Genomic DNA, 23,020 nt, shown 5'->3' with positions numbered 1-23,020 from the left:
CAGTATTCAACAAACAACATCAATTAGTCAAGAACTTCCATACTCTGCTCATTTCTGATTGAATTTGCTCAGATTGTTCGAGCTCGCTCACCGACCAAGGAACACAAGTATGAACGAATACGCCTCTGACGCCGGCGCCGTCACCCGCGCCGAGCTCACGAGCCAGCCCGAGGTCTGGGCGGCGGCTCTCCAGCTCCCCACAGCGCAGCTCGCGCTCCTCCCCGCCGCCGGCGAGAAAGCGCTCGTCATCGGGTGCGGCACCTCGTACTACATCGGCGACGCCTACGCGTACCTGCGCAACGACGCCGGGCTCGGGCGCACGCGCGCCGCCATCCCGACGGAGCTCACCTGGGTCGACGACGACGAGCACATCGTCGTGATCTCCCGCTCCGGGACCACGGCCGACGTCATCGACGTGGTGCGCCGCTACGGCGCCACCCACCGCATCACCGGCATCCTCGGCGACGTGGACACCCCGCTCGGCGAACTGCTCGCCGACCGGACCGTGCACCTGGGCTTCGCCGACGAGAAGTCGATCGTGCAGACCCGCTACGCGACCACCGGCCTGACCACGCTGCGCGCGTCCATCGGCGCCGTCCCCGACACGCTGGTGGCCGACGGGCGGGCTGCACTGGAGCTGCCCCTCCCCGCCGACCCCTCCGACCTGCGCCACATCGTGTTCCTCGGCCACCGCTGGAGCGTCGGCCTCGCTTACGAGGCGGCCCTGAAGGTGCGGGAGTCCGCCGGTTTCTGGACGGAGTCCTACCCGGTCTGGGAGTACCAGCACGGCCCGATCTCGTGCGCCGGGCAGGGCACCCTGGTGTGGGCGCTCGACGAGCTCCCCGACGTGGTCGCCGACGACATCCGCTCGACCGGCGCCGAGGTATACGTGAACGACCTGGACCCCCAGGCGAACCTCGTCCTCGTACACCGCCTCGCGCTGGCGCTCGCGCTGCACCTCGGGCGCAACCCCGACACCCCGCCGTATCTCAACCGCTCCGTGCTGACCACCAGCTGATGCCGCTGGTGACCGTCGCGATCCTCCCGCATTCCGCGGAGGCCGCGCTGCTCTCGCGCGTGGCCGATGCAGTCGCGGACACCCTCGGCCTCGCGCAGGGCGACGTGATCGCCCTGACGACACCGGTGCGCTCCGCCGCCGTGAGCGGCCGCGGCCCACTGGCGACGTGGTGGCCCCTCCTCACCGTGCACGGCTCGGACCGCGGCGAGGAGGCCATGCGCGCCGCCCTGGCGGCCGCGGAACACGCCATCATTGCCTGGGGAGAGACGAACGGTGTCGCGATCGAAGGAGTGTGGACCGAGTGGGCGCTGCCGCTGAACCGCTGAACGGATCCGAGCTGCTCGTCCTCGGCGAGCTCTGCGTTGACCTCATCATCCCGGTCGACGACGAGATCCGCTTCGGGCAGCACGAGCAGCTCGTCCCGGCGACGACGCTCACGATGGGCAGCTCGTCGGCGATCACCGCGTGCGGTGCAGCGGCACTGGGCACCGGCACGCGCCTGATCAGCGTGCGGGGAGACGACACGTTCGGGCGATTCCTCGACGCCGAGCTCCGGCGCCTGGGAGTCGGCACCGCACTCATCCGCGTCGACGCCACACTCCCGACCGGCGCCTCCACCCACCTGACCCGGCCGGACGGCGACCGCGCCATCCTCACATCGCTCGGCTCGATCGGAACGGTCAGCGCGGACGATGCCCCGGATGCGGTGCTGCGCACCGCGCGCCACCTGCACGTCGGCTCCTACTTCCTGCAGACCGCGCTCCAGCCCGACGCCCGCGCGCTGTTCGCCCGCGCCCGCGCACTCGGACTGTCCACCTCGCTCGACGGCAATTTCGACCCCTCCCAGGATTGGGACAGCGGCGTGCTCGACGCCCTGGCCGAGGTCGACGTCCTCTTCGGCAACGATGCCGAGCTGTGCGGCATCGCCAGGGACGACGACGCCGCCTCCGCGGTGCGTCTGCTCCTCGACCGGATGCCGGAGGGTGCGATCGTGGTTCGCAAGCTCGGTCCCGCCGGCGCGCAGGCGTGGGAACGGATCGGTTCCGGCCTCCGCGTGCTCTCCTGCGGCATCCCCGCGGTGCCCGGCGCTCTCATCGACACGGTCGGCGCCGGCGATACCCTCGCCGCCGGCTTCGTCTCCGCGCGCCTGCGGGGTGAGCCGACAGGCCGCAGCCTCGCCATCGCCGTCTCCTGCGGCTCCGCCTCCACGCGCGGACCCGGCGGCGTCGGCGCCCAACCAGGGTGGGACACCGCCCGCTCGCTCGCCGCGACGCTGACCGTCGCGCAGAACGGAGACTGACCATGCGTATCCTGCTCATCGGCGCCGGCGGCGTCGGGAACGCCATCGCCAAGATCGCCGCACGCCGGGCGTTCTACGAACTCATCGTCGTGAGCGACTACGACCCGGCGCGTGCACAGGCCGCCGTCGACTGGATCCGCGCACGGCACGGCGACGAGGTCGCCGCGCGCTTCATCGCGGCCCGGATCGACGCCTCCGACCCGGCCTCGGTCGCCGCGGTCGCCCGCGAGCACCGCGCCACCCACGTGATGAACGCGGTGGAACCGAAGTTCGTGGAGGCCATCTTCGCCGGAGCCAGGGACGCCGGGGCCGACTACTTGGACATGGCCATGAGCCTCTCGCACCCGCACGCGACCGACCCGTACTCGCAGCCCGGCGTGAAGCTCGGCGACGCCCAGTTCGCCGAGGCGGACGACTGGGAGGCCGGCGGCCGCCTGGCCCTGGTCGGCATCGGCGTGGAGCCGGGCCTCTCGGACGTCTTCGCCCGGTACGCCGCCGACGAGCTGTTCCGCGAGATCGACGAGCTGGGCACCCGCGACGGCGCCAACCTGGTGGTCCGCGACGACGACGGCAACGAGATCTTCGCGCCGTCGTTCTCGATCTGGACCACCATCGAGGAGTGCCTCAACCCTCCCGTCGTGTGGGAGAAGGACCGCGGCTGGTTCACCACCGCGCCGTTCAGCGAGCCGGAGGTCTTCGAGTTCCCGGAGGGGATCGGCGCCGTCGAGTGCGTGAACGTGGAGCACGAGGAGGTCCTCCTGATGCCCAGGTGGGTGGACGCCCGCCGCGTCACCTTCAAGTACGGGCTCGGCGAGGAGTTCATCGGCGTGCTCAAGACGCTGCACCTGCTCGGCCTCGACTCGACCGCGCCGCTCCGCGTCCGCAGCGCCTCCGGCCCGGTCGAAGTCGCGCCGCGCGACGTGGTCGCCGCGGCGTTACCCGACCCCGCCGGCATCGGCCCCCGGATGACTGGCAAGACATGCGCCGGCCTCTGGGTCACCGGCACTGGCACCGATGGCGCGCCGCGGGAGGTCTACCTCTACCACGTCGCCGACAACGAGTGGACGATGCGCGAGTACGACGCGCAGTGCGTCGTCTGGCAGACCGCCCTCAACCCCGTGATCGCGTTGGAACTGCTCGCCACCGGTGCGTGGTCGGGCGCGGGCGTGCTCGGTCCGGAGGCCTTTCCCGCCGGTCCGTTCTTGGAGCTAATGGCCCGGCCGGAGGCGGACGGCGGCTACGGGCAGGCGTGGGGTCTCGAGGAGCGCATCCCCTCTCGGTAGGGATCTGCGTCACGGGGTTCGCACAATGCGGCCCAGGCCGGAGCTCACTATCTGGCTGGCTCTGGAGGCGATGCATCTGCTCGGCGAGCTGCTGCGCCTGCGGGACCGATGTGCGGGGTGCGAGATGCCCCCAATGCCTGAGGGCTCACCCGACTCCGGGCGTCGAAGAGAGCATCCAAGCTCCCTCAGCTGACGCGAGGAATATTACCAGCGTAACTTTTCTGTCACTTTTTACAGCGTTTTTTGACACGTAGGAGTCAATGCTGGGTAGTCTTGGGACATGGCCACCCTGACACCTTCGGGTCTGCACCGCAGTACCAACAGGATCGATGAGCACGAAATCGTGCGCCAACTGAACGACGCGCTCGGAGCGACACTCGTGGCGGCTCTGGCCGGGGTCAAGAGTCGGCAGCAGCCCAACGATTGGGCCAAGTCTGGCGGCGGGATGCCGCGGCCGGACGCGTGGAATCGCCTCCAATTCGCGCACCAGATCTGGACGGCGCTGCAGGAGGAAGAAGGCCGGGACATCGCCCGTCGCTGGTTCATCGGCGGGAACCCATTGCTGGGCGAGAGCACGCCGATCATGGCCATCCGCGAAGACCGTCATGCTGACGTGCGCCGAGCGGCGCAGGCCTTCATCGACGGCGACGTCGACGAATGACGCCGGCGGAACCACGCATCTGCACCATATCCGGGCTGCGTCTGATCCCCGTCGATCAAGCGGTGGGGTTCCATGTAGCAACGGCTCGGTGGAAGCAGCCGTCTGCGCCGCTTCGGACTCCGGATGTGCACCGACAGGAATGGGGACGCTTCGACACCCTGGGCCGTACGTACTATCTCGCTGAGACGCCCGAGTGCGCGTTTGCTGGCTCTTCCCAGATGAGGGTGTAGGTCGGCCGGGCGCGTCGGTCCGCAGATAGACGTCGAGATCTCCCGACGACGGAGGTTCCTACGCCATCCATCCGAAAGACCTCGACGTGACCGACGCTACCCCGCCGGCCGGCTTCGGCCGCCCTGACCTGACCGCCTTCGCGTCTTATCCCGATCGGCTCTGATCGGGTCTGCTGATCCTCTCGACGAGAACGCAGCGACATCACAGCCACCCAACCCCGACCGTCCGGGAAGCCGGGACACGTCACATGGCCTGTGCTGCGGGCGTGTCGAGTGAGTCGTCCAGGGGCGACGCAGGAGCGTCGACGCGACGTGCTGAGAGGTGGTTCCAGTCGAGCACTGGCACACCGGCTACAGGCATGGCGATAGGTCAGGAACGGCGTCGCTCCCTACGCAGGAGGGAGCGCAGAGTCTCGGCGTTCGCGTAGCCGACCCGTAGCGCGATCTCGGCGGAGGTGAGGTCCGTGGTTGCTGAGAGGTGCCGAGCTCGTTCGATGCGAAGCCGTTGGACGAAGCCGAGCGGAGTGAGGTTGAGCGCCGCACGGACTCGTCGTTCGAGGGTGCGCCGGCTGGTGCCGAGCGACTGCGCGACGAAGGCGACGTTGAACGGTTCGTCCAGGCGGGCGCGCACGAAGCGTTCGAACTCGACGACGATCGGGTCCTCGTGCCGGAGATGTTCGTAGGCGACGAAGGCCGCCTGCGACGGGCGCTCGTCGATCATCAGGAGCTTGGCGACATGTTGGGCCAGGTCGGGGCTGATCGATCGCACGAGTGAGAGCGCGAGGTCGATGTGGGCGAAGGCGGCGCCGGCGGTGACGAGGTTCCCGTCGACCACGACCATGGTGTCGAGATCGAGGGCGACGGTCGGATAGCGCTTCAGGAACGCCGGCCCCAGGAACCAGCTGGTGGTCGCCCGCCGATGATGCATCCGTCCGGTCTCGGCGACGGCGAACACGCCGGTGCACGCCGCGGCGATCCGGGTGGTCGCCTCGTCGAGGCGCCCGAGCGAGGCGATGACCGAACGAGCATCTCGGCTCTGGAGGGCGTCGTTGGTAGCGGCGGCCGTAAGGGTTCCAAGCGCAGGGACGACGACCACGTCGAACTCTCCGGACTCCGACAGCGGGTGGTCCACCGTCAGGGTCATCGATGCCGTCGTGGTCACTCGCCGTTTCGGTCCGAGGATGGCGAGTTCGATCGGGTCGATCCGCGGGTCGACATCGCCGCGGGCACCGTCGGCCACCCGCACGATGTCGATGATCGACGCGATAGCCGAACCGAAGCAGCCGTCGATCGCGATCAGTCCGATACGCATGACGTAAACAATAGCAATACTGCCGTATACGCCACTCCCCACCGGCCCTCGCTCGTCATACGCTGAACTCGCTTCACCAAGAAACCTCGACACCTAGGAGAGTCCCTCATGTCCACACCCGCATCACTTCCGTATGCCTTCGTCGCCAAGATCGTCGCGGCCGATGGACAGCACGACGCGCTCGCCGATCTGCTCGCCGGCGCTGTCGCACTCGCCAACGAAGAAGTAGGAACGATTGTCTGGTTCGCGGTCAGGACCCACGCCGACACCTTCTGGATCTTCGATGCATTCCCCGACGAGGCCGCTCGCGACGCCCACGCCAACGGCGCCATCGTCGCAGCCCTGATGGCCAACCAGCACCTCCTCAGCTCAGCACCCGAGATCCTGGCGGCCGACGTCCTCGCGTCCAAGCTCCCGTAGTCCGCCAACGCACGAGACGATCGCGCCCCGCCGAGCCGTCGCCAGGTCGCGACGCAACGCCATGCTGCGTTGCCGAGCGGTGCGAGGCCTAGCGGCACACGGACAGGATGCCGGCCGCGAGCGCTCAGCCGGCGAGGGGTCCGTCGCAGAGGAGAGCGATGTCGATGTCGGGCAGAGCCGTGAGGCCAGCGCATCGCGCGACCACCAGAACCGAACAGCCCCTGACCTGCGTTTCCGCAGGTCAGGGGCTGTTCGCCGGAGCCGCCTGTCGGAATCGAACCGACGACCTAATCGGTGTGGAACCCTTTCCGCAAGCCGCAGGCCGCAGCCCGACGACCGTTCCGTATGTGGCTAACATTCGACCATGGTTGAATTCTCTGCGTTCGTGCCGCCGAAGCTCTCCGTGCAGCCCGACGTTCGCGTTCTCGGCGCCCGAGAACACAATCTGCAGGATGTCGACCTTACGGTGCCGCGCGATGCAACGGTCGTCTTCACCGGTGTGTCCGGATCGGGAAAGTCCTCGCTGGCGTTCGGGACGCTGTACGCCGAGTCGCAGCGACGCTATTTGGAATCGGTCGCACCGTACGCCCGCCGTCTGATCGATCAGGCGGGAGTGCCCGATGTCGACTCGATCACGGGGATGCCGCCTGCGGTCGCCCTGCAGCAGCAGCGCGGTGCCGGGAATGCCCGATCGACCGTGGGCAGCATCACCACGTTGTCGAGCTTGGTACGGATGCTGTACTCGAGAACCGGGGACTACCCGGACGGGCAGCCGATGTTGTATGCGGAGGACTTCTCCGCGAACACGGTCGAAGGGGCCTGTTCGGAATGCCACGGCATCGGACGCGTGTACGCGGTGAACGAGCAGCAGATGATCCCGGACCCCTCGCTCACCATCCGCGAACGCGCCATCGCTTCCTGGCCGACCGCGTGGCACGGCCATCAGCTGCGCGACGTGCTGGTTGCTCTCGGTTACGACGTCGATGTGCCGTGGCGGGACCTGCCGCAAGAAGACAGGGACTGGATCCTGTACACCGATGAGACCCCCTTCGTTCCGGTCCACTCCCGGCTTAGCCTCTCTGAGGCTAAAGCTGCGATCGAAGCAGGTGTGGAGCCGAGCTACTCGGGCACATTCGTCGGGGCTCGCCGGTACATTCTGGACACGTTCGCGAACACAAAGAGCGCCTCGATGAAGCGGCGCGTCGCGCAGTTCCTCACCGCTGCCATCTGCCCGGTCTGTCATGGCAAGCGGCTGAAGCCCGAGGCGCTGTCTGTCACGTTCGAAGGATTCGACATCGCCGAATTCTCCCAACTGCCGCTTCGGGAACTTGCCACGACGCTCTCCGATGTCCTAGCGCGCATGGAGGAGCAGGAGGCCGCTTCTTCTGAGGCGGTCTCTCCGCGAGCCGCATCGGAAGAGCGAATCGCTGCTGGCGGGTCCCCGCATTCCTCCGCGTCCGATGTGCGACCCACCGCGAGTCCCTCGCCAGAGAAGCGTGCCGCTGCGGTCCAGCTCGCCTCAGGGGTGCTGCAGCGGCTTCGTCCACTGGTCGATCTGGGGCTGGGCTACCTGTCATTGAGCCGGACGACCCCGACACTGTCGGGCGGCGAGCTACAGCGACTCCGGCTCGCGACGCAACTCAGCTCTGATCTTTTCGGGGTCGTCTACGTCCTCGACGAACCATCGGCGGGGCTGCACCCCCAGGACGTGGCGGCGCTCCTCAGGATCCTGGACGGACTCAAGGGGCGAGGGAACAGCCTGTTCATCGTCGAACACTCCGTGGCTGTGATGCGGCACGCGGACTGGCTGGTCGACATCGGCCCCGGCGCCGGTGAACACGGCGGCCGCGTGCTCTACAGCGGCCCGACCGACGGGCTCGCCGATATCAAGGAGTCCGTGACCCGCGGATACCTCTTCGGCAACAGTGGTCTCCCTCTTCGCACACCCCGTGAGGCACGCAGTTGGCTGCGTCTGGAGAACGTGACGCGTAACAACCTGCACGACATATCGGTCGATATCCCATTGGGGGTCTTCACCGCCGTTACGGGCGTGTCCGGGGCCGGCAAGTCGAGTCTGGTCAGTCAGGCGCTTCCCTCGCTGCTTGGCGATCGCCTTGGCCGGGCCGTCCCGGCGGATGACGAGCCGGTCAGCGACGAACTGCTCCTCGCGGATGCGCCGGAACGTCTCGATGGACGCGTCGCCGGGCCCGTCACCGGTGTACAGCGGCTGGTCGTCATCGACCAGCGGCCCATCGGCCGGACGCCGAGATCCAACGTCGCCACCTACACCGGGCTGTTCGACCATGTCCGCCGTCGATTTGCAGACACCCCGGAAGCTCGTTCCCGCGGGTACAAGCCTGGCCGATTCTCCTTCAATGTCGCCGGCGGGCGCTGCCCGACCTGCGAGGGCGAGGGATCGGTGATGGTCGAGCTCCTCTTCCTGCCTTCCGTGTACACCGAATGCCCCGACTGCCACGGCAGCCGATACAAGGCATCAACGCTCGAGGTCACGTGGAGGGGACGCACCATCGCAGACGTATTGTCGATGAGCGTCGAGGAAGCGAACCTCTTCTTCGTGGGCGATGAGGAGATCACGCGGTCGCTGACCGCTTTGTCGGATGTCGGACTCGATTACCTCCGGCTGGGTCAACCGGCGACCGAACTCTCCGGGGGTGAAGCGCAGCGTGTCAAGCTCGCGACCGAGTTGCAGCGTGCGCAGCGTGGAGACACGCTGTACGTACTGGACGAGCCGACCTCCGGGCTCCACTGCGCCGACACGGATCGTCTGGTCGCGCACCTGCAGACGCTGGTCGATGCAGGCAACACGGTCGTCGCCGCGGAGCTGGACATGCGCGTTATCGCGGTGGCCGATCACGTGATCGATCTTGGACCCGGCGCGGGCGACGCCGGCGGGACCGTGGTTGCAGCTGGCACGCCCGCCCACGTCGCGGATAGGGGCGTCGGTGCTTCCGCGGGCTACCTCGCCGCCGCACTGCAGGCAGCGACCAACGTGACCCCATCGTGACGACCGTGCCGCTGTGCGATATGAGAATCGGACAGCGGCACGCTCGACGAGGTCGTGGTCTCAGGCGGGGAGCTTAGAGGCCAGGACGTCCAACTTCTCGATCGTCGGCTCGCTGATTTTCTCGACAAGTTGAGCGATATAGTGCACGCCCGCGAGAATGATCAGTTCCGCTTGCGTCAGCGATTCCCGATCGTGGTGGCGCGGACGATGCCCCAGCCTGTTGTTCTCTCGTGGGAGGGGCATCGTCCTGGCCGTTGGGCGCTCAGCCGTTCGAGGAGGGTGCTCCCGGGACCAGCACGGCCCGACCGGGGATCTGACCGGTGGCGAGGTGTTCGAACACTTCGTTGATTTCCGAAAGTGGGTGTCGTTCAATCGCCGATACCAGGCGCCCAGAACGGGCTAGCGCGAGTACCTCCTCGAGTTCATTCCGGGTACCCCAGTTGCTCGTCATCATCACTGCTTCGGCGGCGAAGCGGAAGAACGAGAACGGGAAGCTGCCGCCCGCGAGCCCGACGAGCACAAAGATACCGAGCCGGTCCACCGCTCCAGCGCCAAGGGCCATGGTCGTGTCGATTCCGACAAAGTCAAGAACAGCCGCTACCCCGTCCTGGCCGGCGGCAGTGCGAATCTGTTCCGCGGCATCAGCATCTCGGGGGTCGACGGTGACGTCGGCGCCGAGCTCGCGTGCGGTCTGACGCTTCTTCTCGTCGGTGTCGACGACAATCACCTTTGCCGGGGAGAGCAGCTTCAGGAATTGGACCCCGTACTGGCCGAGCCCTCCAGCGCCGATCAAGACCGCGCTAGTGCCGGGCACGAGGTGGGGCAGTGCCTTCTTGACCGCCGAGTAAGGCGTAAGGGCTGCATCGGTGAGAGCGGCTGCCTCTACCGGGTCGAGTCCGTCTGCCCGGAGCAAGTGCCGCACGGACGGCACGACCATGTACTCCGCATACCCGCCTTCTGGGCCCATGCCGCCCCACAGGAATGTGTTGCAGAGCTGTTCCTTGCCTCCCAGGCAGAAACGGCAGTGACCGCAGCCCCAGCCGCCGAACACGACGACCGCGTCGCCGACCTCGAACCCGTTGCCTTCTGCGCCGGGACCGAAGGACTCGATCCAGCCTGCATTCTCATGACCCAGGGTGTGGGGGAAAGCGACACCCGGAATCTCGCCGGATTTGACGTGCAGGTCGGAGTGGCATGCCCCGGATCCACCGATTCGTATCAGGACCTCCCCAGGCCCAGGTTCTGGAGTCGGGATGTCCTCGATGACGAAATCCGACCCTACTTCGTTCAGTCGTGCTGCTTTCATGATGTGCTTCCTTTTCTGTTCACAGATACGCCATTAGCGGGCCTTGTTGGGGATGATGGTTTGCGGTCGCCTGGTTGCCCTGCGATCGCAGGACGCGACTCGTCGAAGCGCCAGTGTTGTTTGATCAGGGCGTTGAGTTCGCACCTCCCATCGACGTCAGGTTCGCGTGGCGAGGCGGGCTGCCCACCTCGGGGAGGCGGCGCGGGGTGGCAACGAGAGGTCTCGACGTGAATTGTGCGAGGGTCCGCACGTAAGCGGTCTCCGGATCAGCGCCCGCTGTGACCATGTCCTCGAGGGCGATCCGAATCGAACTCGCCACGGCTGCGGCAGCCGCGCGGGCGGCGACAGAGTCCGCCGCCAACCCGAGCCGGGGCGCCAACACGGGCGCGACTGACAGCTCACCGTCATGAACCTTTCGCATGAACACCGACCACATCTCCGAGTTGCGGAACACGAGGGGAAACAGCTGCAAAGTGCGCTCGGCCGATTCGCCCAGCAAGCTTGCCCGGAACGCGAGGCGCAGCACCTCCGTCAGGGCGATGTCTGGATTCGTTTCGACGATCACCGCGTTGAAACGTCGAATGGACCAGTCGAACACTGGCCCAACCGACTCAGCCTTGACCGGAAAGTACCGATAGAACGTTCGCTGTGAAATGCCGATCTCGCTCGCGATCTCTGTGATCGTCAGGTCCGTGGTGCCGCGGGCGATGAACAGTGCGCAGCATTTTTCCGATGCGCGAAGGCGCGCGCCCTCTCGCGGCTCGATTTCGCGCTCCATCACGGGGGTGATGCTACACCTGCCTGGCAGAAACTGCCACGCACTACCCAGGTGCGAAGTCTCCTCGCTGGAGGTTCGACCCTGCAGCAGATCTCCAATCACATCCGGCTCTCAGTTCCCGCCGGCACTGCTGCCTTCGTGTCGTGGTGCGTAAATCTATACGCAGCCTCTTACTGCATCGGTGAGCAAGGATCTTGTTCACCGAACGTCGGGCTCGTGTGTTCGTCAGCGGATCACTCACGGACGGGCTGCGCACGCTAAGACCTCGCTGCCTCTTCTTCAGCGACGGTCCCTACAGTTCCGCCATCTTCACGACGATGTCTCGCATCGGTTCCTCCGCCGTGCTGAACCCTCCACGAGAGGCAAGCGTCGGGCTCCCCTGATCGAGTTCTTCGAATGTCACGCCATGCACAACCGGTACGAGAAGGCTTCGGCGGAACAAGGCACTCAACTCATTGCTCCCTATGCTCCGGTCGGCACGCAGCTTCTCAAGCATTGCGAGCGTCACCAGCACGATTCCCATGCGCGAGCTCTTTGGGGGTGAGGCGCAGCGTGTCAAGCTCGCGACCGAGTTGCAGCGTGCGCAGCGTGGAGACACGCTGTACGTACTGGACGAGCCGACGTCCGGGCTCCACTGCGCCGACACGGATCGTCTGGTCGCGCATCTGCAGACGCTGGTCGATGCGGGCAACACGGTCGTCGCCGCGGAGCTGGACATGCGCGTTATCGCGGTGGCCGATCACGTGATCGATCTTGGACCCGGCGCGGGCGACGCCGGCGGGACCGTGGTTGCAGCTGGCACGCCTGCGCACGTCGCGGACAAGGGCGTCGGGGCTTCGGCGAGATACCTCGCCGCGGCATTGGAGGAAACGACAGGCGTGACCCCATTGTGACGGCAGAACCATCGCACGGGTACTCGCCGCACCGTCGCCGGTACCTCACCCGTGGACTATGCCAACAAGGGTGAGGTACCGGCGACGCTCGACGAGATCATGGTCTCAGGCGAGGAGTTTGGAGCCCAGGACGTCCAACTTTTCGATCGTGGGCTCGCTGAACAGTTTGCCGGTCTGCTCGCCGAGAGCGGTCGCGACTGCGCCGGACAGGTGCGCGTCGCGGCCGGCGTCATCGGGGAACACGTCGAAGATCCCGAAGGAGGACGGGCCCGAACTCAGGGGGCAGGTCCCGCCACGCGATCCCGGCCCGGTACCGGTACCGGTAGATGATCCCCTCCACCACCGTGCGGTGATCACGAAAACGTCTACCTCGCTTACCATCCGGGGCCGGCATGAACGGCTCGAACAGTTCCCAGTCGCCATCCGAAAGCACCCTCATCCGCGGCATGCTGTCCAGAATCGCGGGTCACCCCCACGCGATTGGGAGAAACGCCCTAGCTCTGGGCCTCGCCGAGGCGCGCTTCGGGCGTGAGCTCGGCGCGGAGACCGCCGCCGGTCGCAGCCCGGGCAAGAGCGCGACCCAGCGCAGGTGCCTGCTTAAACAAATTGTGACCGGCCACAAAAAGGACAGAGCCTGCCTCCCACACGGCCACGCCGTCCTCACTCCACGGCAGGTCGGTCACCCAGCAGTGAAGGAAGTCGCGCGGCTCTGGGTGGAGACCGGGCAGCGCCCGTGTCACGTATTCGCGTGCGCGTTCGTCCAGCGATCGAATCGCCGCCGGGTCGATGAAAGTTCCGTCGTCGCGGACGCCGACGGTGTCGCTGAGTCCGACCGAATAGTTGCTGTTTCCCGGTAGCGGCGTCGCGTAGACGCCGACTTCGCCGAAGACGCCGCTGCTGTCCTGCAGGCACGCGACTCGTGCCGGGGCGGCGGCTTTCACGTCGAAGGTCAGCCTGACGTGTGCGGCAAGGCGAACCGGCAGCGACAGGCCGACGCTGCGTGCCAGGCGGGCGGTTTCGCGGCCGGCGCACACGACCACCTTGGAGTAGACAGCCCGGTCGGTGACGCTGCGCACCTCGACCGTCCCGTCGGCGCGGGGATCGATGGAGATGACCTCACCGGTGGTGACCGCATCTGCGAGGGCACCCGTGAGTGCCGTGATCGCGGCTCGGGTACGGATCGCGCCGCCCGACTCGTCGAGCACCGCTGGCCCCGAGTACCCAGCGAGCAGCGGCATCCGCTGGGCGACCTCGCCCGCGTCGATCTCGTGCGCTTCCACGCCGCCGACCTGGTCGAGCACCCGCAGCCGCGCCAGGGCGCTGTCTCCGATCGCCAGGACACCGTCTGATGAGACCAGCTCGACGTCGAAGTGTTCGGCCCACTCATCCCATACGCCGCGGCTTTCGCGCGCGAAAGCGACGAGTCGCGGGTCGTCGTGGGCATGCCGGAAGATCCGCGCCTCGCCTGCGGACTGACCCATCCCGGGCAGACCAGCCTCGTACAAGCGCACCGGCACGCCCTGCTCCCGCAGCGCGTACGCCGTCGACAGACCGACGATCCCGCCCCCGATCACTGCTACCTCGGGGGAACGCGTCGTGGAAACGCCGTCGTCAGTTCCTGTCATCGCGGTTCCTCGATCTGTTAGTGATTAGCGATAGGCCGCAAGAGAAGGGGCCGCTGCCACGACGTCAGCGGGCTGTGTAAGCCCGAAGTCACCGCGCGCAACGACCCCTCCTTTCTGGGTCACTACTCCCGGTCTGTGGTGTCAGGCGGGGAGTTTGGAGCCCAGGACGTCCAACTTCTCGATCGTCGGCTCGCTGAACAGTTTGCCGGTCTGCTCGCCGAGAGCGGCCGCGACTGCGCCGGACAGGTGCGCGTCGCGGCCGGCGTCATCGGGGAACACGTCGAAGATCCCGAATGAGGACGGGCCGAGACGGATCGCGAACCACGCGACGGTGGCCGGTTCCTCCTCGACGAGTCCTCGCCCGATGCCGAGGAATTCCTGGACCTCGTCTTCCTTGCCGGGCAGGGCCTCCAGCCTGACAAGCAGTCCCTTCGTCACGCTCATGACATCACCTCTTCCTGGGTCGAATTACTCGCAAATTTCACTACGACCGTCTCGCAGAACGCAGGCAGGTCATCGGGCGAGCGGCTGGTGATCAGGTTCCCGTCCACCACGACGTCCTGGTCGACGACGTCAGCACCGGCGTTGCGCAGGTCCGTGCGGATGCTCGGGAAGGACGTCAAGGTGCGACCTTCGACCACACCGGCCTCGATCAGCGTCCACGGCCCGTGACATATCGCCGCAACGGGCTTCCCGCTTTCGACGAACTCGCGGACGAAGGACACGGCGCCGGGGTCAACCCGGAGTTGGTCGGGGTTCACCGTGCCGCCCGGGAGAAGCAGGGCGTCATAGTGGGTGACGGAGGCGTCCGCGACCAACTTGTCGACGGTGAATGTGCCTGCTGCATTCAGATCGTTCTCACGCGCCTGAATCTCACCGTCATGGATCGACAGAACCTCAGTCTGTGACCAGCCCGCTCGAGTGCCTCGCGGGGCTGTTCGAGCTCGACTCGCTCGACTCCGTCGGCGGCGAGGGTGGCGACTCTCCTGCCCTGCAGCGTCTCGGCCATATCAGTTCGCCTTCTTCTCGGTCGACATCCCGGGCTTGATGAGGACCTTGGTCCAACCCTTGGACCGGGCGTCGAAGTTCTTGTAGGCATCGGCGGCTTGGTCCAGCGAGATCTCGTGGGAGACGATCCACGAAGGGGTCGCCTTGCCGGCGGCGATCAAGTCCCGCAGCTGGCGGTTGTACCGCTTGACCGGGGCTTGACCGCTTCCCATGGTCTGCCCCTTGAACCAATGTGTGCCGAAGTCGATGGCTGCCTTGCCCTGCTTGGCCAATTCGCCCTTAGCCCCCGGGTCCTGGGGGACGAACACGCCAACGGTGCCGATTCCTCCGGTGAAGCGGACCGAGTTGATGAGCATGTTCAGCGTGGCGGCGGTGTCCTCGTTGCCCTGGGGATCGTGGGCCTGGTAGCCCACGCATTCGCAACCACGGTCAGCTCCCAGCCCCATCGTCTCGTCGAGAACAGCTTGCACGGGATCGACCTTGGAGTCATCGATGGCGATCGCGCCGATCTGCTCGGCCAGCGCGAGCCGGTCAGGGTGGCGATCGACCACCATCACCTTCGCGGCGCCCTTGATCATCGCGGACAGGGCGGCCATCAATCCGACCGGACCCGCCCCAGCGATCACCACGCTGTCGCCGGGTACTACGCCGGCCATCTCGGTGGCGTGGTAGCCGGTGGGGAAGATGTCAGAGAGCATGGCGTAGTCGTTCTCCCTCTCCTCCGCATCCTCGCCCAGGCGCAGCGCGTTGTGGTCACCGAAAGGCACACGGAGCAGTTCCGCTTGGCCACCGCCATAGGGACCCATGTCGGCGAACCCATAGGCCGCACCCGCGAATGATGGGTCGGGCTGGGTGGTGAGGCAGTAGTTGGTCAGGCCGCGTTCGCAGTTCTTACAGAATCCGCACGAGATGTTGAACGGGAGCACAACCCGGTCTCCGACCCTGACCTTCTCCACGCCACTACCGACCTCGATGACCTCCCCCATGTTCTCGTGACCGAACGTCCGGCCTACCTCGAAGGACGTCCGCCCCTCGTACATGTGGAGGTCCGAGCCGCAGATGTTCGTCGTCGTCACCCTGACCAGCACATCGGTGGGTCGCTCGATCTTCGCGTCCGGGACGTCCTTCGTGCTGACCTGACGGGGTCCCTCGTACACCACTGCTTTCATGTCTACTCCGATCCGATTGTGTTGCTCGATGTCTTTCTAGCAATGCCTCTCCGACGCCGGCCCCATTGCCAGACAGCAAACGCCCCCAGGAACCACGTGACAAGGGGCTCGCCTAAAGTTGATGTGTAGCGATCGAGCCGGGATAGTGCCCTGGTAGTCGCATTGGTCGCCCGAGAATGACGGTTACAGCGCGAGCAACCTGGAAGACCGCGACTTGAGTGGGACTGCTGCACGGTTAGGTGACCCCTGATCTGGCTCGCTCCGATAACGTCTGCCGAAACACGCTTATGGCCCACGGTCACGGCGGCCGGGATCAGTGTCTACGGCCGCTGCGCCGGCCGCAAACGGTCGTTTTTGGCGTTGAGGCCTGTTGCGTATGACGCACCCTTGCGGGCATCGAAGCCGGGCGGGTCTACGCCCTTACCAGCGTGGAGCCCGGTGACTTCTCGGGAGCGGCGGGCGGGGTCGTTGCCGCACTCCACGCGGCATACCTGGAGCTTGGTGTTCAGCCACCGTCGCTGTCCGCTCTCCCGAAATCGAACGCGCTATCTCTCCAGAGCATCCACGACATCCGCGTATCCGTCTGACCCTCTCGTGCCACCGAGACAGACGCGTAGGGGGGCTGGTCACGGTGGTCAGTCAGGGTGCAATCGAAGGCCGCATGGGTTCGTGCGTGTTCCGCGACCCCATGCGGACATCGACTCGGGCTAGGCGATCGCGGCGCGCAATTCGGCGGCAGCGGCGCCGACGTCTGGTGCGCCGTAGATGGCTCCGCCAGCGACGGCGACCTGCGCGCCGGATGCCTGGACGGAGGCGATGGTGCTCGCATTGATACCACCGGCGACCGAGAACGGCGAACCGGATGCTTCTCCGTCACGCAGGAGAGTGGCGAAGGTGAAGCCTTCTTCCGCCTGCTCATCGAGTCCGGCATGCATTTCGACGAACTCGGCGCCGAGGGCGACGACCTCGCGGGCACGGGCGGGCTTGTCGGCGACACCGATCAGGTCGACGACGATGCCTTTGCCGTGCTTCTTCGCGGCCTTCACCGCTCCGACAATGGTGCTGTCACCGGCGACACCGAGAACGGTGACGAGGTCAGCGCCCGCGGCGAACGCGATGTCGGCCTCGAGCTCGCCGGCGTCCATCGTCTTGAGGTCGGCAAACACGATCTTGTCCGGGTGCGCAGCCTTCACTGCGGTGATCGCCGACAGGCCCGCGCTCTTGATCAGCGGCGTGCCGAGTTCGAGGATGTCGACATGTGGCGCAGCGGCAGCCGCGAGCTCGAGCGCTGCTTCGGTGGTCAGGGTGTCCATGGCGAACTGCAACTTCATAGTGTTTCTTTCTGGTTGTGGTGCGAGCCTCCGCGTATACAAGGAGGTGGTGTCATTCAAGATTCGAGTGCCGGGGCCAGAGCTCGTCTGCGCTCTGCCCCGAACGCAGCCAGAGGCTGTGGAACAGAGCGTCGCCGAGCAGCATGACGGTCTGCTCGAACAGACCGCCCGCGTACTGCGCCGAGACGGTGCCGGAACGGTCCAGCTTTCGCGCGGCCGGCACGACCACCACGGCGGTGGCGAGCGCAGCCAACGGCGACGCTGCGGCTGTTGTGATGACGGCGACCTTCGCGCCAGCCTTCACCGCGGCATCCGCCCCACGAACGATCGATGTCGTCGTTCCTGAGCCGCTCGCCGTCAGCAGCACGTCGCCGGGGCCGATCGCCGGCGTGGTCACGTCGCCGACGACGTGCACGGTCAGGCCGAGGTGCATGAGGCGCATGGCAGTCATCTGCAGGGTGATGCCGGAACGGCCCGCCCCGAGCACGAAGATCCGCCTGGCATTCGCGAGGGTTTCGGCGAGGTTGTCGAGGTCGTCCGCTCGGTGTGTCATCACCGCGTCGATCGTCGCCCTGACTTCCTCCAGGATGAGGGAGAGGGATGCCGTCACGTCGGGTGGCGAGGGCGTCGATACGTCACGGTCCACAGCAGTCATGTATCCATGGTCGCCGGGTTGCGGCAGCGACGCACCCGCCCGGCGGTGGAGTGGACCTACCCATTGCGGTAGGTACAGGTTGGCCGGGTAGGTTGAAGCGGTGAGCAACAACAACGAGCTCGGTTCGGTCTCTCGCAGGCTTCAGGTCGAGCACGCGCAGGCGATGGCCGAACAGGCTGATCGGCACGCTGTGACGCTCGAGTCGATTCTCGCGGTCCTTCGTTCGACGCGACTGGAGGACCGCGCAAGCCGCGCGACGGCGCTCGATCTGGCATCCGCTGCCCTGATCGAGCTGCGCAGCACGACCGACCAGCAGCTGGGCACCATGCTGGAGCCGGTGGATGGGGCATTCGCGCGGCTCCGTACCGACCTTCGTCCGCTCGCGCGCTTCGGCGGCCTGGACGTGCAGTTCGTCGAACCGCCGACCGGTGGGCGGGCGCTGCCAGGGGAGGTGGCTCATACGGCTCGCGCGATCGTTCGCAGCGCGGTGCTCGCGCTTGTCGACCAGGAGGAGGCGAAACGGGTGCGCATTCAGTGGGATTGCGACGGCCTCAACCTGCTCATCGGTATCCGCGACGACGGTCAGGGCGAGATCAGCGCCCACGACGACGCGCTCAGGCCCATCGCCGAGCGTGTCGCTACTCTCGACGGCGACCTGGAGGTGTCGTCGACGACAGGCTGGGGGACATCCCTCGACATCCGGCTCCCGCTCGACCCCCCGGCAGAAGCAGAGCCGCTCGAGGACTCGGTGAACTTCAGCCCGCGGGAGCGCGATGTGCTCCGCCTGGTGGCATCGGGAGCTCGCAATCGTGCAATCGCAGATCAACTGGGAATCAGCGACAACACCGTCAAGTTCCACGTGTCGAATCTGCTCCGCAAAACGGGCGCTCGGTCGAGGGGAGAGCTGACAGCGATTGCCGCGAGCTCGACCAGGAACAGGGCCTGACTCAACGGACCCTCGCCCCTTTATAGGCGCTGGAGCCTGACGTCGAGCGGATTTGTCTGACCACGCGAGTATTCGCGTAGTTCACCCTCTCGGGTCACGAAATACGATTCACGGAAGGAGGTATGGAAACCCGACCACCCGTGTCTTCCGCAGTGCGTCTTTTCAAGGGGAATGCCCCTTTGTTGGAGTCCGGCGCTGGCCTCGATCAAGAGTGTCGACATCGCGCGATGGAGCTTAGCGAGGTCTCTCTGCTTTTCTTCGTTGGCCGGGGGTCGCCGTCGCCCACGCCATGAGGTGATCGTGCACCATGGCGGAGGACATACGCTGCGCCGTGGCGAACACGCTCCCCCGCGTCTTGTCGGCCTGATTCCCGAGACCGCGGAGAGCCGTCACCGGGCCGGTGTAGCCGGCGGTCTGGAGAATGTCGGCTGGGTCGCTGTGGTTGCCCTCACCGACCCAGCGGTGCACTTGCTGGAGCGGCTTGCGTGACCAGGAGTCTTTGCCCGCGAGACCTGCTCTGGCACCGGCAAGCGAAAGGTCGGTGCAGGGCGACGACGCCCATGCGAGCTTCGCATCATGAGGAAGGTCATCCGCGCTGACGGCGCCGATGTCCCCGAGGTGAAAGACGTGGTCGCCCGCAGAACCGAAGTGCGCCTCGTACATCGCCTTCTTGTCGGACTCATAGTCGTTAGACCAGCCAACGCGGAAGCCCGCCGACTCCAACCCCATCCGGGCCAGGCCGATCCCTGCGAAGAATTCGATCACTTTCGGACGCGCTACGTCGATCGGGGTTACGTTCTCCACTCGCACAGCCTAAAGGGCGGCACCCACACTCCCGGTTACCGCGCCGTAGCATCGAAGACATGTCCGGCTCCTGGGCGAGCGACCCCCGAACGCGCACGGCCATGCGCGGCAATCGCTCGCGCGACACCGCTCCTGAGCTGGCGGTCCGGAGACTTGCCCACGCGGCGGGCTTGCGCTACCTCGTCGACGCGCGGCCCGAGGCAGCAATCAACCGCCGTGCAGACCTGGTCTTCCGCGGCCCCCGCATCGCCGTTTTCATCGACGGGTGCTTTTGGCACGGATGCTCAGAGCATCACCGCGCGCCTCAGCGAAATAGTGACTACTGGTCGAACAAGGTGGCGCGGAATATAGCCCGCGACCGGGACACTACCGCCCGCCTCACGGAGGCCGGCTGGACGGTTCTCCGCTACTGGGAGCATCAAAGCCCCGACTACATAGTCACGGACATCCGTTCGGCAGTTCTATCCGTCCGCGGGCGTCGACTCGGAGAAACGGGGATACAGGAAATAGCCGAGGACGAACAGCGGGAGCCCGAAGAGCACGAGAGCAAGCCGGAACAGCAGGAGTAAGACCTCCAAACCGAAAATTTGGAGTGTGTCCTTGAAGCGATCGGCCCCGGTGGGGTGCTCGTAGCTGTCATAGAACTCTTCCATCGCACACGCGATTAACAGGGCGATGAGGGTCAAACCGCCAGTCGCAGCCAGCGCCGTGATCAGGGAAACGGGAACGCCGGCACCAAGAGGTTCAAGCGACCTCGGCTGAAGCTCAACGGCGATCCCGGCTACCAGCCAGTAGGACGCGGCACACTGGAATTGCAAGGAGCCCTCGTATTTTCGGAGCTGCCGCTCGTACTTCGCCTTCTTCTCGTAAGCCTTCTCCGCCAGCTGCACGCGCTGCATTTGCAGCTCGCCTGTTTCTCGCACCACTCCATCGTCGAAGGCTCGAGACTTAGCGCTCCCCACTGCGCGGCCCGCCGACTGGCTTTCCTTCCGCGCCTCGCGCTGGTAATACACGGAGGCCACATAGCGAGCCCCTACCCCGAGGGCCAGCGCTAGAACGCCCCAGGACGCCCAAGTTGCGCGGGGCTCAGCCACAATCCAGTCGTGTACCGCGCGTGCGCCGTCAGCCACCCCACTCGGCAGGCCCAGTGCCAGCAGGAAGTCCCCGACTGCAGTTGAAGGAGCGATCGAATGGAAGATCGCCCACACGGTGAAGAGGGCGACAACAGACATCAAGAGCGAAAACCACGGTGCTGACTTCAACCGCAGCAGATCGAGGATGTTCATCGGGTTCACAATCCGAATAGTGGCAGCTAACCTACGCGGCACGAAGAGATTCTGACGTTTTCTCACCCAACAAAGGTCGGGGAGATGGCGAAATCGCCGCTGTTAGCATGTGCGCATGGCCGGCTACCCACTCATCGACTGGGCAGACCTCGATGCGCTGAGCTGGTACGAGCTGCGTTCCGTCGACAGCGACATGGTTCTTGTCGCTCGCTTCACCGGGGTGCTCGGCAAGGAGAGCGAATCGGCGTGGTTCGAGGTCGACGGGAAGAGGCCGTCCCGCGAATTTTGGAAGAAAGCCTGGACCGCGGCGCGGGCCCAAAACCCGTACAGCTAATGCCCAGGAGATCCACAAACTGTCATAAGATATATTATCGGCGTCTCCGATAGTGGCTGCTTGGGATGGATCTACGGCGTTGTGCGCCCCCGGAGTTCGAGCGATTCCCGAGTACCTATTAGTATCTGCGTATGGACGCAGATAAGCCGATATGTGGGCGTGAGCCCGATAGCCAATTCGTCGAGTTGGCCGTCGAGGTCTTTTCGATGCTCGCCGACCCGACCAGGGTCAGGATCATCCTGGCGCTGCGCGATGTTGAAGAGCTATCGGTGAACCACCTGGCAGACATCGTCGACAAACCGCCCTCGACGGTCTCCCAGCACCTGGCCAAGCTGCGCCTGGCCCGGATCGTGGCCACCCGTCAACACGGGCAGCGCGTCTTCTACCGATTGGAGAACGAGCACGCCAAGCAGCTCGTCTCCGACGCCATTTTCCAGGCGGAGCACTCGCTGGGCGACGTTCCCCGGCACCACCATAGGCAGAACAGTGAGAGCGCATGAATCAGCAGCACCCTCATACGCATCACACCGACCGCGACCACTCGCACGACCACGACCATGACCATGACCACGACCATTCGCATCCACATGGCGGGATCAGGGGGTTCCTCTACGACCTGTTCGTGCCGCATACGCACGACTCGGCGGACTCGATCGATGACGCGATGGAGGCGAACGCGGCTGGTGTCCGGGCGCTGAAGATCTCCATGTTCGTGCTGCTGGGCACCACAGTGTTGCAAGCTCTGGTGGTGGTCTTCACGTCCTCCGTCGCGCTGCTGGCCGATACGATCCACAATTTCGCGGACGCCCTCACGGCGGTTCCGCTCTGGATCGCGTTCGTCCTCGCGCGCCGCGCGGCCTCCCGGCGTTACACCTATGGGTACGGGCGCGCCGAAGACCTCGCAGGAATGTTCATCGTGTTCGTCGTCGCGCTCTCCGCCGTTGTCGCCGGATGGGAGGCGGTCACACGCTTCTTCCACCCGATCGACATCCGCAACGCCTGGTTGCTCATCATCGCCGGCCTCATCGGTTTCGCCGGCAACGAGATCGTCGCGATCTATCGGATTCAGGTCGGCCGGCGCATCGGCTCCGCCGCCCTGGTGGCCGACGGTGTGCACGCGCGTTTGGACGGCTTCACGTCGCTGTCGGTGGTTCTCGGCGCCGTGCTGGTGCTGCTCGGCCTGCCGATCGCGGACCCGATTATCGGGCTGCTGATCGCGGTGTCCATCCTCATTTTGCTGTGGGGAACCGTGAAGCAGATTGGCCGCCGTCTCATGGACGGTATTGAGCCCGAACTGGTCCACCGCGCTGAGCATGCGCTCCACCATGTGCCCGGAGTGGTCGACGTCGAACGACTGCAGCTGCGCTGGATTGGGCACCGCCTGCACGGGAGCGCCACAGTCACTACGAAGGCTGAGACTCTTGTCGACGCCGACGGGATCGCGGAGACGGCCGCTCAACTGCTCCGGCACGAGCTTCCCAAACTCGACGACGTTGCGGTCACGCCGCGGCCCGTAATGAAGGCTGCCTCCGGTCTGGGTTGAGATAGAAGAGCATGCAACCGAGACGGCACATTTTGTGGACATTCCTCGGACATATTCTTGCCACAGAGGTAGACTGAGAACCGGAGGTGGCAC

General features: G+C 65.9%; 25 protein-coding genes and 2 pseudogenes. 13 read left to right on the top strand and 14 right to left on the bottom strand.

Annotated features, from left to right (window positions below):
• Window positions 1–109 precede the first annotated feature (109 nt).
• The 5 genes from P5G59_RS19590 (at window position 110) to P5G59_RS19570 (ending at window position 4,262) form a co-directional block, all read left to right on the top strand.
• Window positions 110–1,018, top strand: coding sequence for an SIS domain-containing protein (locus P5G59_RS19590; RefSeq protein WP_301220699.1), 909 nt, complete (start codon window positions 110–112; stop codon window positions 1,016–1,018).
• Window positions 1,018–1,344 carry a hypothetical protein gene (locus P5G59_RS19585; RefSeq protein ID WP_301220698.1) on the top strand — a complete coding sequence of 109 codons (327 nt, stop codon included), beginning with the start codon at window positions 1,018–1,020 and terminating at the stop codon, window positions 1,342–1,344. The genes P5G59_RS19590 and P5G59_RS19585 overlap by 1 nt, the downstream gene beginning before the upstream one ends.
• On the top strand, window positions 1,320–2,318 hold the full coding sequence (locus tag P5G59_RS19580; RefSeq protein ID WP_301220697.1) for a carbohydrate kinase family protein: 999 nt from the start codon (window positions 1,320–1,322) through the stop codon (window positions 2,316–2,318). The genes P5G59_RS19585 and P5G59_RS19580 overlap by 25 nt, the downstream gene beginning before the upstream one ends.
• A 2-nt stretch (window positions 2,319–2,320) precedes the next feature.
• The gene (locus P5G59_RS19575) at window positions 2,321–3,601 is read left to right on the top strand and encodes a saccharopine dehydrogenase family protein (protein WP_301220696.1); all 1,281 of its coding nucleotides are present in this window, start codon (window positions 2,321–2,323) and stop codon (window positions 3,599–3,601) included.
• A gap of 280 nt (window positions 3,602–3,881) precedes the next feature.
• Window positions 3,882–4,262, top strand: coding sequence for a hypothetical protein (locus tag P5G59_RS19570; protein ID WP_301220695.1), 381 nt, complete (start codon window positions 3,882–3,884; stop codon window positions 4,260–4,262).
• A gap of 600 nt (window positions 4,263–4,862) precedes the next feature.
• Here P5G59_RS19570 and P5G59_RS19565 read toward each other — a convergent pair.
• On the bottom strand, window positions 4,863–5,804 hold the full coding sequence (locus P5G59_RS19565; protein WP_301220694.1) for a GlxA family transcriptional regulator: 942 nt from the start codon (window positions 5,802–5,804) through the stop codon (window positions 4,863–4,865).
• Between the two features lie 108 nt (window positions 5,805–5,912).
• On the opposite strand from P5G59_RS19565, the gene P5G59_RS19560 reads away from it, so the two are divergent.
• Both P5G59_RS19560 and P5G59_RS19555 read left to right on the top strand, forming a co-directional pair.
• On the top strand, window positions 5,913–6,224 hold the full coding sequence (locus P5G59_RS19560; protein WP_301220693.1) for a putative quinol monooxygenase: 312 nt from the start codon (window positions 5,913–5,915) through the stop codon (window positions 6,222–6,224).
• A 364-nt stretch (window positions 6,225–6,588) separates the two neighbouring features.
• On the top strand, window positions 6,589–9,249 hold the full coding sequence (locus P5G59_RS19555) for an excinuclease ABC subunit UvrA (RefSeq protein ID WP_301220692.1): 2,661 nt from the start codon (window positions 6,589–6,591) through the stop codon (window positions 9,247–9,249).
• A 262-nt stretch (window positions 9,250–9,511) separates the two neighbouring features.
• Here the strand turns inward: P5G59_RS19555 and P5G59_RS19550 are convergent, their stop codons facing one another.
• The 3 genes from P5G59_RS19550 to P5G59_RS19540 all read right to left on the bottom strand — a co-directional run bounded on the left by P5G59_RS19550 (window position 9,512) and on the right by P5G59_RS19540 (window position 11,856).
• On the bottom strand, window positions 9,512–10,555 hold the full coding sequence (locus tag P5G59_RS19550) for an NAD(P)-dependent alcohol dehydrogenase (protein ID WP_301220691.1): 1,044 nt from the start codon (window positions 10,553–10,555) through the stop codon (window positions 9,512–9,514).
• 124 nt (window positions 10,556–10,679) lie between these two features.
• Window positions 10,680–11,333 carry a TetR family transcriptional regulator gene (locus P5G59_RS19545; protein WP_301220749.1) on the bottom strand — a complete coding sequence of 218 codons (654 nt, stop codon included), beginning with the start codon at window positions 11,331–11,333 and terminating at the stop codon, window positions 10,680–10,682.
• A gap of 292 nt (window positions 11,334–11,625) precedes the next feature.
• On the bottom strand, window positions 11,626–11,856 hold the full coding sequence (locus P5G59_RS19540; protein WP_301220690.1) for a hypothetical protein: 231 nt from the start codon (window positions 11,854–11,856) through the stop codon (window positions 11,626–11,628).
• Between P5G59_RS19540 and P5G59_RS19535 the strand changes: the two are divergent.
• Window positions 11,852–12,226, top strand: a pseudogene (locus P5G59_RS19535) (excinuclease ABC subunit A); the annotation flags it as partial. The gene P5G59_RS19540 and the pseudogene P5G59_RS19535 sit on opposite strands and share 5 nt — an antisense overlap.
• A 105-nt stretch (window positions 12,227–12,331) precedes the next feature.
• Here the strand turns inward: P5G59_RS19535 and P5G59_RS19530 are convergent.
• The 8 genes and pseudogenes from P5G59_RS19530 to hxlB all read right to left on the bottom strand — a co-directional run bounded on the left by P5G59_RS19530 (window position 12,332) and on the right by hxlB (window position 18,014).
• On the bottom strand, window positions 12,332–12,469 hold the full coding sequence (locus tag P5G59_RS19530; protein WP_301220689.1) for a hypothetical protein: 138 nt from the start codon (window positions 12,467–12,469) through the stop codon (window positions 12,332–12,334).
• On the bottom strand, window positions 12,456–12,620 hold the full coding sequence (locus tag P5G59_RS19525; RefSeq protein WP_391508822.1) for a transposase: 165 nt from the start codon (window positions 12,618–12,620) through the stop codon (window positions 12,456–12,458). Before P5G59_RS19525 ends, P5G59_RS19530 begins: the two co-directional genes overlap by 14 nt.
• A gap of 100 nt (window positions 12,621–12,720) precedes the next feature.
• Window positions 12,721–13,851: an NAD(P)/FAD-dependent oxidoreductase gene (locus tag P5G59_RS19520; protein WP_301220688.1), complete on the bottom strand. Its 1,131-nt coding sequence runs from the start codon at window positions 13,849–13,851 to the stop codon at window positions 12,721–12,723.
• 141 nt (window positions 13,852–13,992) lie between these two features.
• Window positions 13,993–14,295, bottom strand: coding sequence for a putative quinol monooxygenase (locus P5G59_RS19515; protein WP_184324588.1), 303 nt, complete (start codon window positions 14,293–14,295; stop codon window positions 13,993–13,995).
• Window positions 14,292–14,860: pseudogene (locus tag P5G59_RS19510) on the bottom strand (type 1 glutamine amidotransferase domain-containing protein). The gene P5G59_RS19515 and the pseudogene P5G59_RS19510 overlap by 4 nt, the downstream one beginning before the upstream one ends.
• 1 nt (window position 14,861) lies before the next feature.
• Window positions 14,862–16,028, bottom strand: a complete 1,167-nt coding sequence (locus P5G59_RS19505; RefSeq protein WP_301220687.1) for a glutathione-independent formaldehyde dehydrogenase — start codon at window positions 16,026–16,028, stop codon at window positions 14,862–14,864.
• Between the two features lie 707 nt (window positions 16,029–16,735).
• A complete protein-coding gene (gene hxlA / locus P5G59_RS19500; RefSeq protein ID WP_301220686.1) occupies window positions 16,736–17,359 on the bottom strand; it encodes a 3-hexulose-6-phosphate synthase in 624 nt (207 codons plus the stop codon).
• 52 nt (window positions 17,360–17,411) lie between these two features.
• The gene (gene hxlB / locus P5G59_RS19495) at window positions 17,412–18,014 is read right to left on the bottom strand and encodes a 6-phospho-3-hexuloisomerase (protein ID WP_301220685.1); all 603 of its coding nucleotides are present in this window, start codon (window positions 18,012–18,014) and stop codon (window positions 17,412–17,414) included.
• A gap of 100 nt (window positions 18,015–18,114) precedes the next feature.
• Here hxlB and P5G59_RS19490 point away from each other — a divergent pair, with 100 nt between their 5' ends.
• A complete protein-coding gene (locus P5G59_RS19490; RefSeq protein ID WP_301220684.1) occupies window positions 18,115–18,960 on the top strand; it encodes a helix-turn-helix transcriptional regulator in 846 nt (281 codons plus the stop codon).
• Between the two features lie 234 nt (window positions 18,961–19,194).
• Here P5G59_RS19490 and P5G59_RS19485 read toward each other — a convergent pair whose 3' ends face one another.
• Window positions 19,195–19,764, bottom strand: a complete 570-nt coding sequence (locus P5G59_RS19485) for a DNA cytosine methyltransferase (RefSeq protein ID WP_301220683.1) — start codon at window positions 19,762–19,764, stop codon at window positions 19,195–19,197.
• Between the two features lie 59 nt (window positions 19,765–19,823).
• Here P5G59_RS19485 and P5G59_RS19480 point away from each other — a divergent pair, with 59 nt between their 5' ends.
• Window positions 19,824–20,333, top strand: a complete 510-nt coding sequence (locus tag P5G59_RS19480; RefSeq protein WP_301220682.1) for a very short patch repair endonuclease — start codon at window positions 19,824–19,826, stop codon at window positions 20,331–20,333.
• Here P5G59_RS19480 and P5G59_RS19475 read toward each other — a convergent pair.
• Window positions 20,226–21,050: a hypothetical protein gene (locus tag P5G59_RS19475; RefSeq protein ID WP_301220681.1), complete on the bottom strand. Its 825-nt coding sequence runs from the start codon at window positions 21,048–21,050 to the stop codon at window positions 20,226–20,228. The genes P5G59_RS19480 and P5G59_RS19475 overlap by 108 nt on opposite strands.
• A 115-nt stretch (window positions 21,051–21,165) precedes the next feature.
• On the opposite strand from P5G59_RS19475, the gene P5G59_RS19470 reads away from it, so the two are divergent.
• The 3 genes from P5G59_RS19470 (at window position 21,166) to P5G59_RS19460 (ending at window position 22,927) form a co-directional block, all read left to right on the top strand.
• A complete protein-coding gene (locus P5G59_RS19470) occupies window positions 21,166–21,384 on the top strand; it encodes a hypothetical protein (RefSeq protein ID WP_301220680.1) in 219 nt (72 codons plus the stop codon).
• Between the two features lie 131 nt (window positions 21,385–21,515).
• Window positions 21,516–21,884, top strand: a complete 369-nt coding sequence (locus P5G59_RS19465) for an ArsR/SmtB family transcription factor (RefSeq protein ID WP_301220679.1) — start codon at window positions 21,516–21,518, stop codon at window positions 21,882–21,884.
• Window positions 21,881–22,927, top strand: a complete 1,047-nt coding sequence (locus P5G59_RS19460) for a cation diffusion facilitator family transporter (protein WP_301220678.1) — start codon at window positions 21,881–21,883, stop codon at window positions 22,925–22,927. Before P5G59_RS19465 ends, P5G59_RS19460 begins: the two co-directional genes overlap by 4 nt.
• Window positions 22,928–23,020: the final 93 nt, after the last annotated feature.

Source organism: Leifsonia virtsii, from assembly GCF_030433675.1.
In the GTDB taxonomy this organism is placed as follows: domain Bacteria; phylum Actinomycetota; class Actinomycetes; order Actinomycetales; family Microbacteriaceae; genus Leifsonia; species Leifsonia virtsii.
Note: the sequence above shows the minus strand (reverse complement) of the source record. Positions and strands in the feature narration are given on the sequence as shown.

Excerpts from the sequence above, each read along its gene's own strand:
- P5G59_RS19460 (WP_301220678.1), top strand. The coding sequence starts at position 21,881 with ATGAATCAGCAGCACCCTCATACGCATCACACCGACCGCGACCACTCG.
- P5G59_RS19525 (WP_391508822.1), bottom strand. The coding sequence starts at position 12,620 with ATGCCGGCCCCGGATGGTAAGCGAGGTAGACGTTTTCGTGATCACCGC.
- P5G59_RS19560 (WP_301220693.1), top strand. The coding sequence starts at position 5,913 with ATGTCCACACCCGCATCACTTCCGTATGCCTTCGTCGCCAAGATCGTC.
- P5G59_RS19520 (WP_301220688.1), bottom strand. The coding sequence starts at position 13,851 with ATGACAGGAACTGACGACGGCGTTTCCACGACGCGTTCCCCCGAGGTA.
- P5G59_RS19540 (WP_301220690.1), bottom strand. The coding sequence starts at position 11,856 with ATGGGAATCGTGCTGGTGACGCTCGCAATGCTTGAGAAGCTGCGTGCC.
- P5G59_RS19505 (WP_301220687.1), bottom strand. The coding sequence starts at position 16,028 with ATGAAAGCAGTGGTGTACGAGGGACCCCGTCAGGTCAGCACGAAGGAC.
- P5G59_RS19475 (WP_301220681.1), bottom strand. The coding sequence starts at position 21,050 with ATGAACATCCTCGATCTGCTGCGGTTGAAGTCAGCACCGTGGTTTTCG.
- P5G59_RS19570 (WP_301220695.1), top strand. The coding sequence starts at position 3,882 with ATGGCCACCCTGACACCTTCGGGTCTGCACCGCAGTACCAACAGGATC.
- P5G59_RS19470 (WP_301220680.1), top strand. The coding sequence starts at position 21,166 with ATGGCCGGCTACCCACTCATCGACTGGGCAGACCTCGATGCGCTGAGC.
- P5G59_RS19515 (WP_184324588.1), bottom strand. The coding sequence starts at position 14,295 with ATGAGCGTGACGAAGGGACTGCTTGTCAGGCTGGAGGCCCTGCCCGGC.
- P5G59_RS19585 (WP_301220698.1), top strand. The coding sequence starts at position 1,018 with ATGCCGCTGGTGACCGTCGCGATCCTCCCGCATTCCGCGGAGGCCGCG.
- P5G59_RS19555 (WP_301220692.1), top strand. The coding sequence starts at position 6,589 with ATGGTTGAATTCTCTGCGTTCGTGCCGCCGAAGCTCTCCGTGCAGCCC.
- P5G59_RS19480 (WP_301220682.1), top strand. The coding sequence starts at position 19,824 with ATGTCCGGCTCCTGGGCGAGCGACCCCCGAACGCGCACGGCCATGCGC.
- P5G59_RS19565 (WP_301220694.1), bottom strand. The coding sequence starts at position 5,804 with ATGCGTATCGGACTGATCGCGATCGACGGCTGCTTCGGTTCGGCTATC.
- P5G59_RS19590 (WP_301220699.1), top strand. The coding sequence starts at position 110 with ATGAACGAATACGCCTCTGACGCCGGCGCCGTCACCCGCGCCGAGCTC.
- P5G59_RS19465 (WP_301220679.1), top strand. The coding sequence starts at position 21,516 with ATGGACGCAGATAAGCCGATATGTGGGCGTGAGCCCGATAGCCAATTC.
- hxlB (WP_301220685.1), bottom strand. The coding sequence starts at position 18,014 with ATGACTGCTGTGGACCGTGACGTATCGACGCCCTCGCCACCCGACGTG.
- P5G59_RS19550 (WP_301220691.1), bottom strand. The coding sequence starts at position 10,555 with ATGAAAGCAGCACGACTGAACGAAGTAGGGTCGGATTTCGTCATCGAG.
- P5G59_RS19545 (WP_301220749.1), bottom strand. The coding sequence starts at position 11,333 with ATGGAGCGCGAAATCGAGCCGCGAGAGGGCGCGCGCCTTCGCGCATCG.
- hxlA (WP_301220686.1), bottom strand. The coding sequence starts at position 17,359 with ATGAAGTTGCAGTTCGCCATGGACACCCTGACCACCGAAGCAGCGCTC.
- P5G59_RS19575 (WP_301220696.1), top strand. The coding sequence starts at position 2,321 with ATGCGTATCCTGCTCATCGGCGCCGGCGGCGTCGGGAACGCCATCGCC.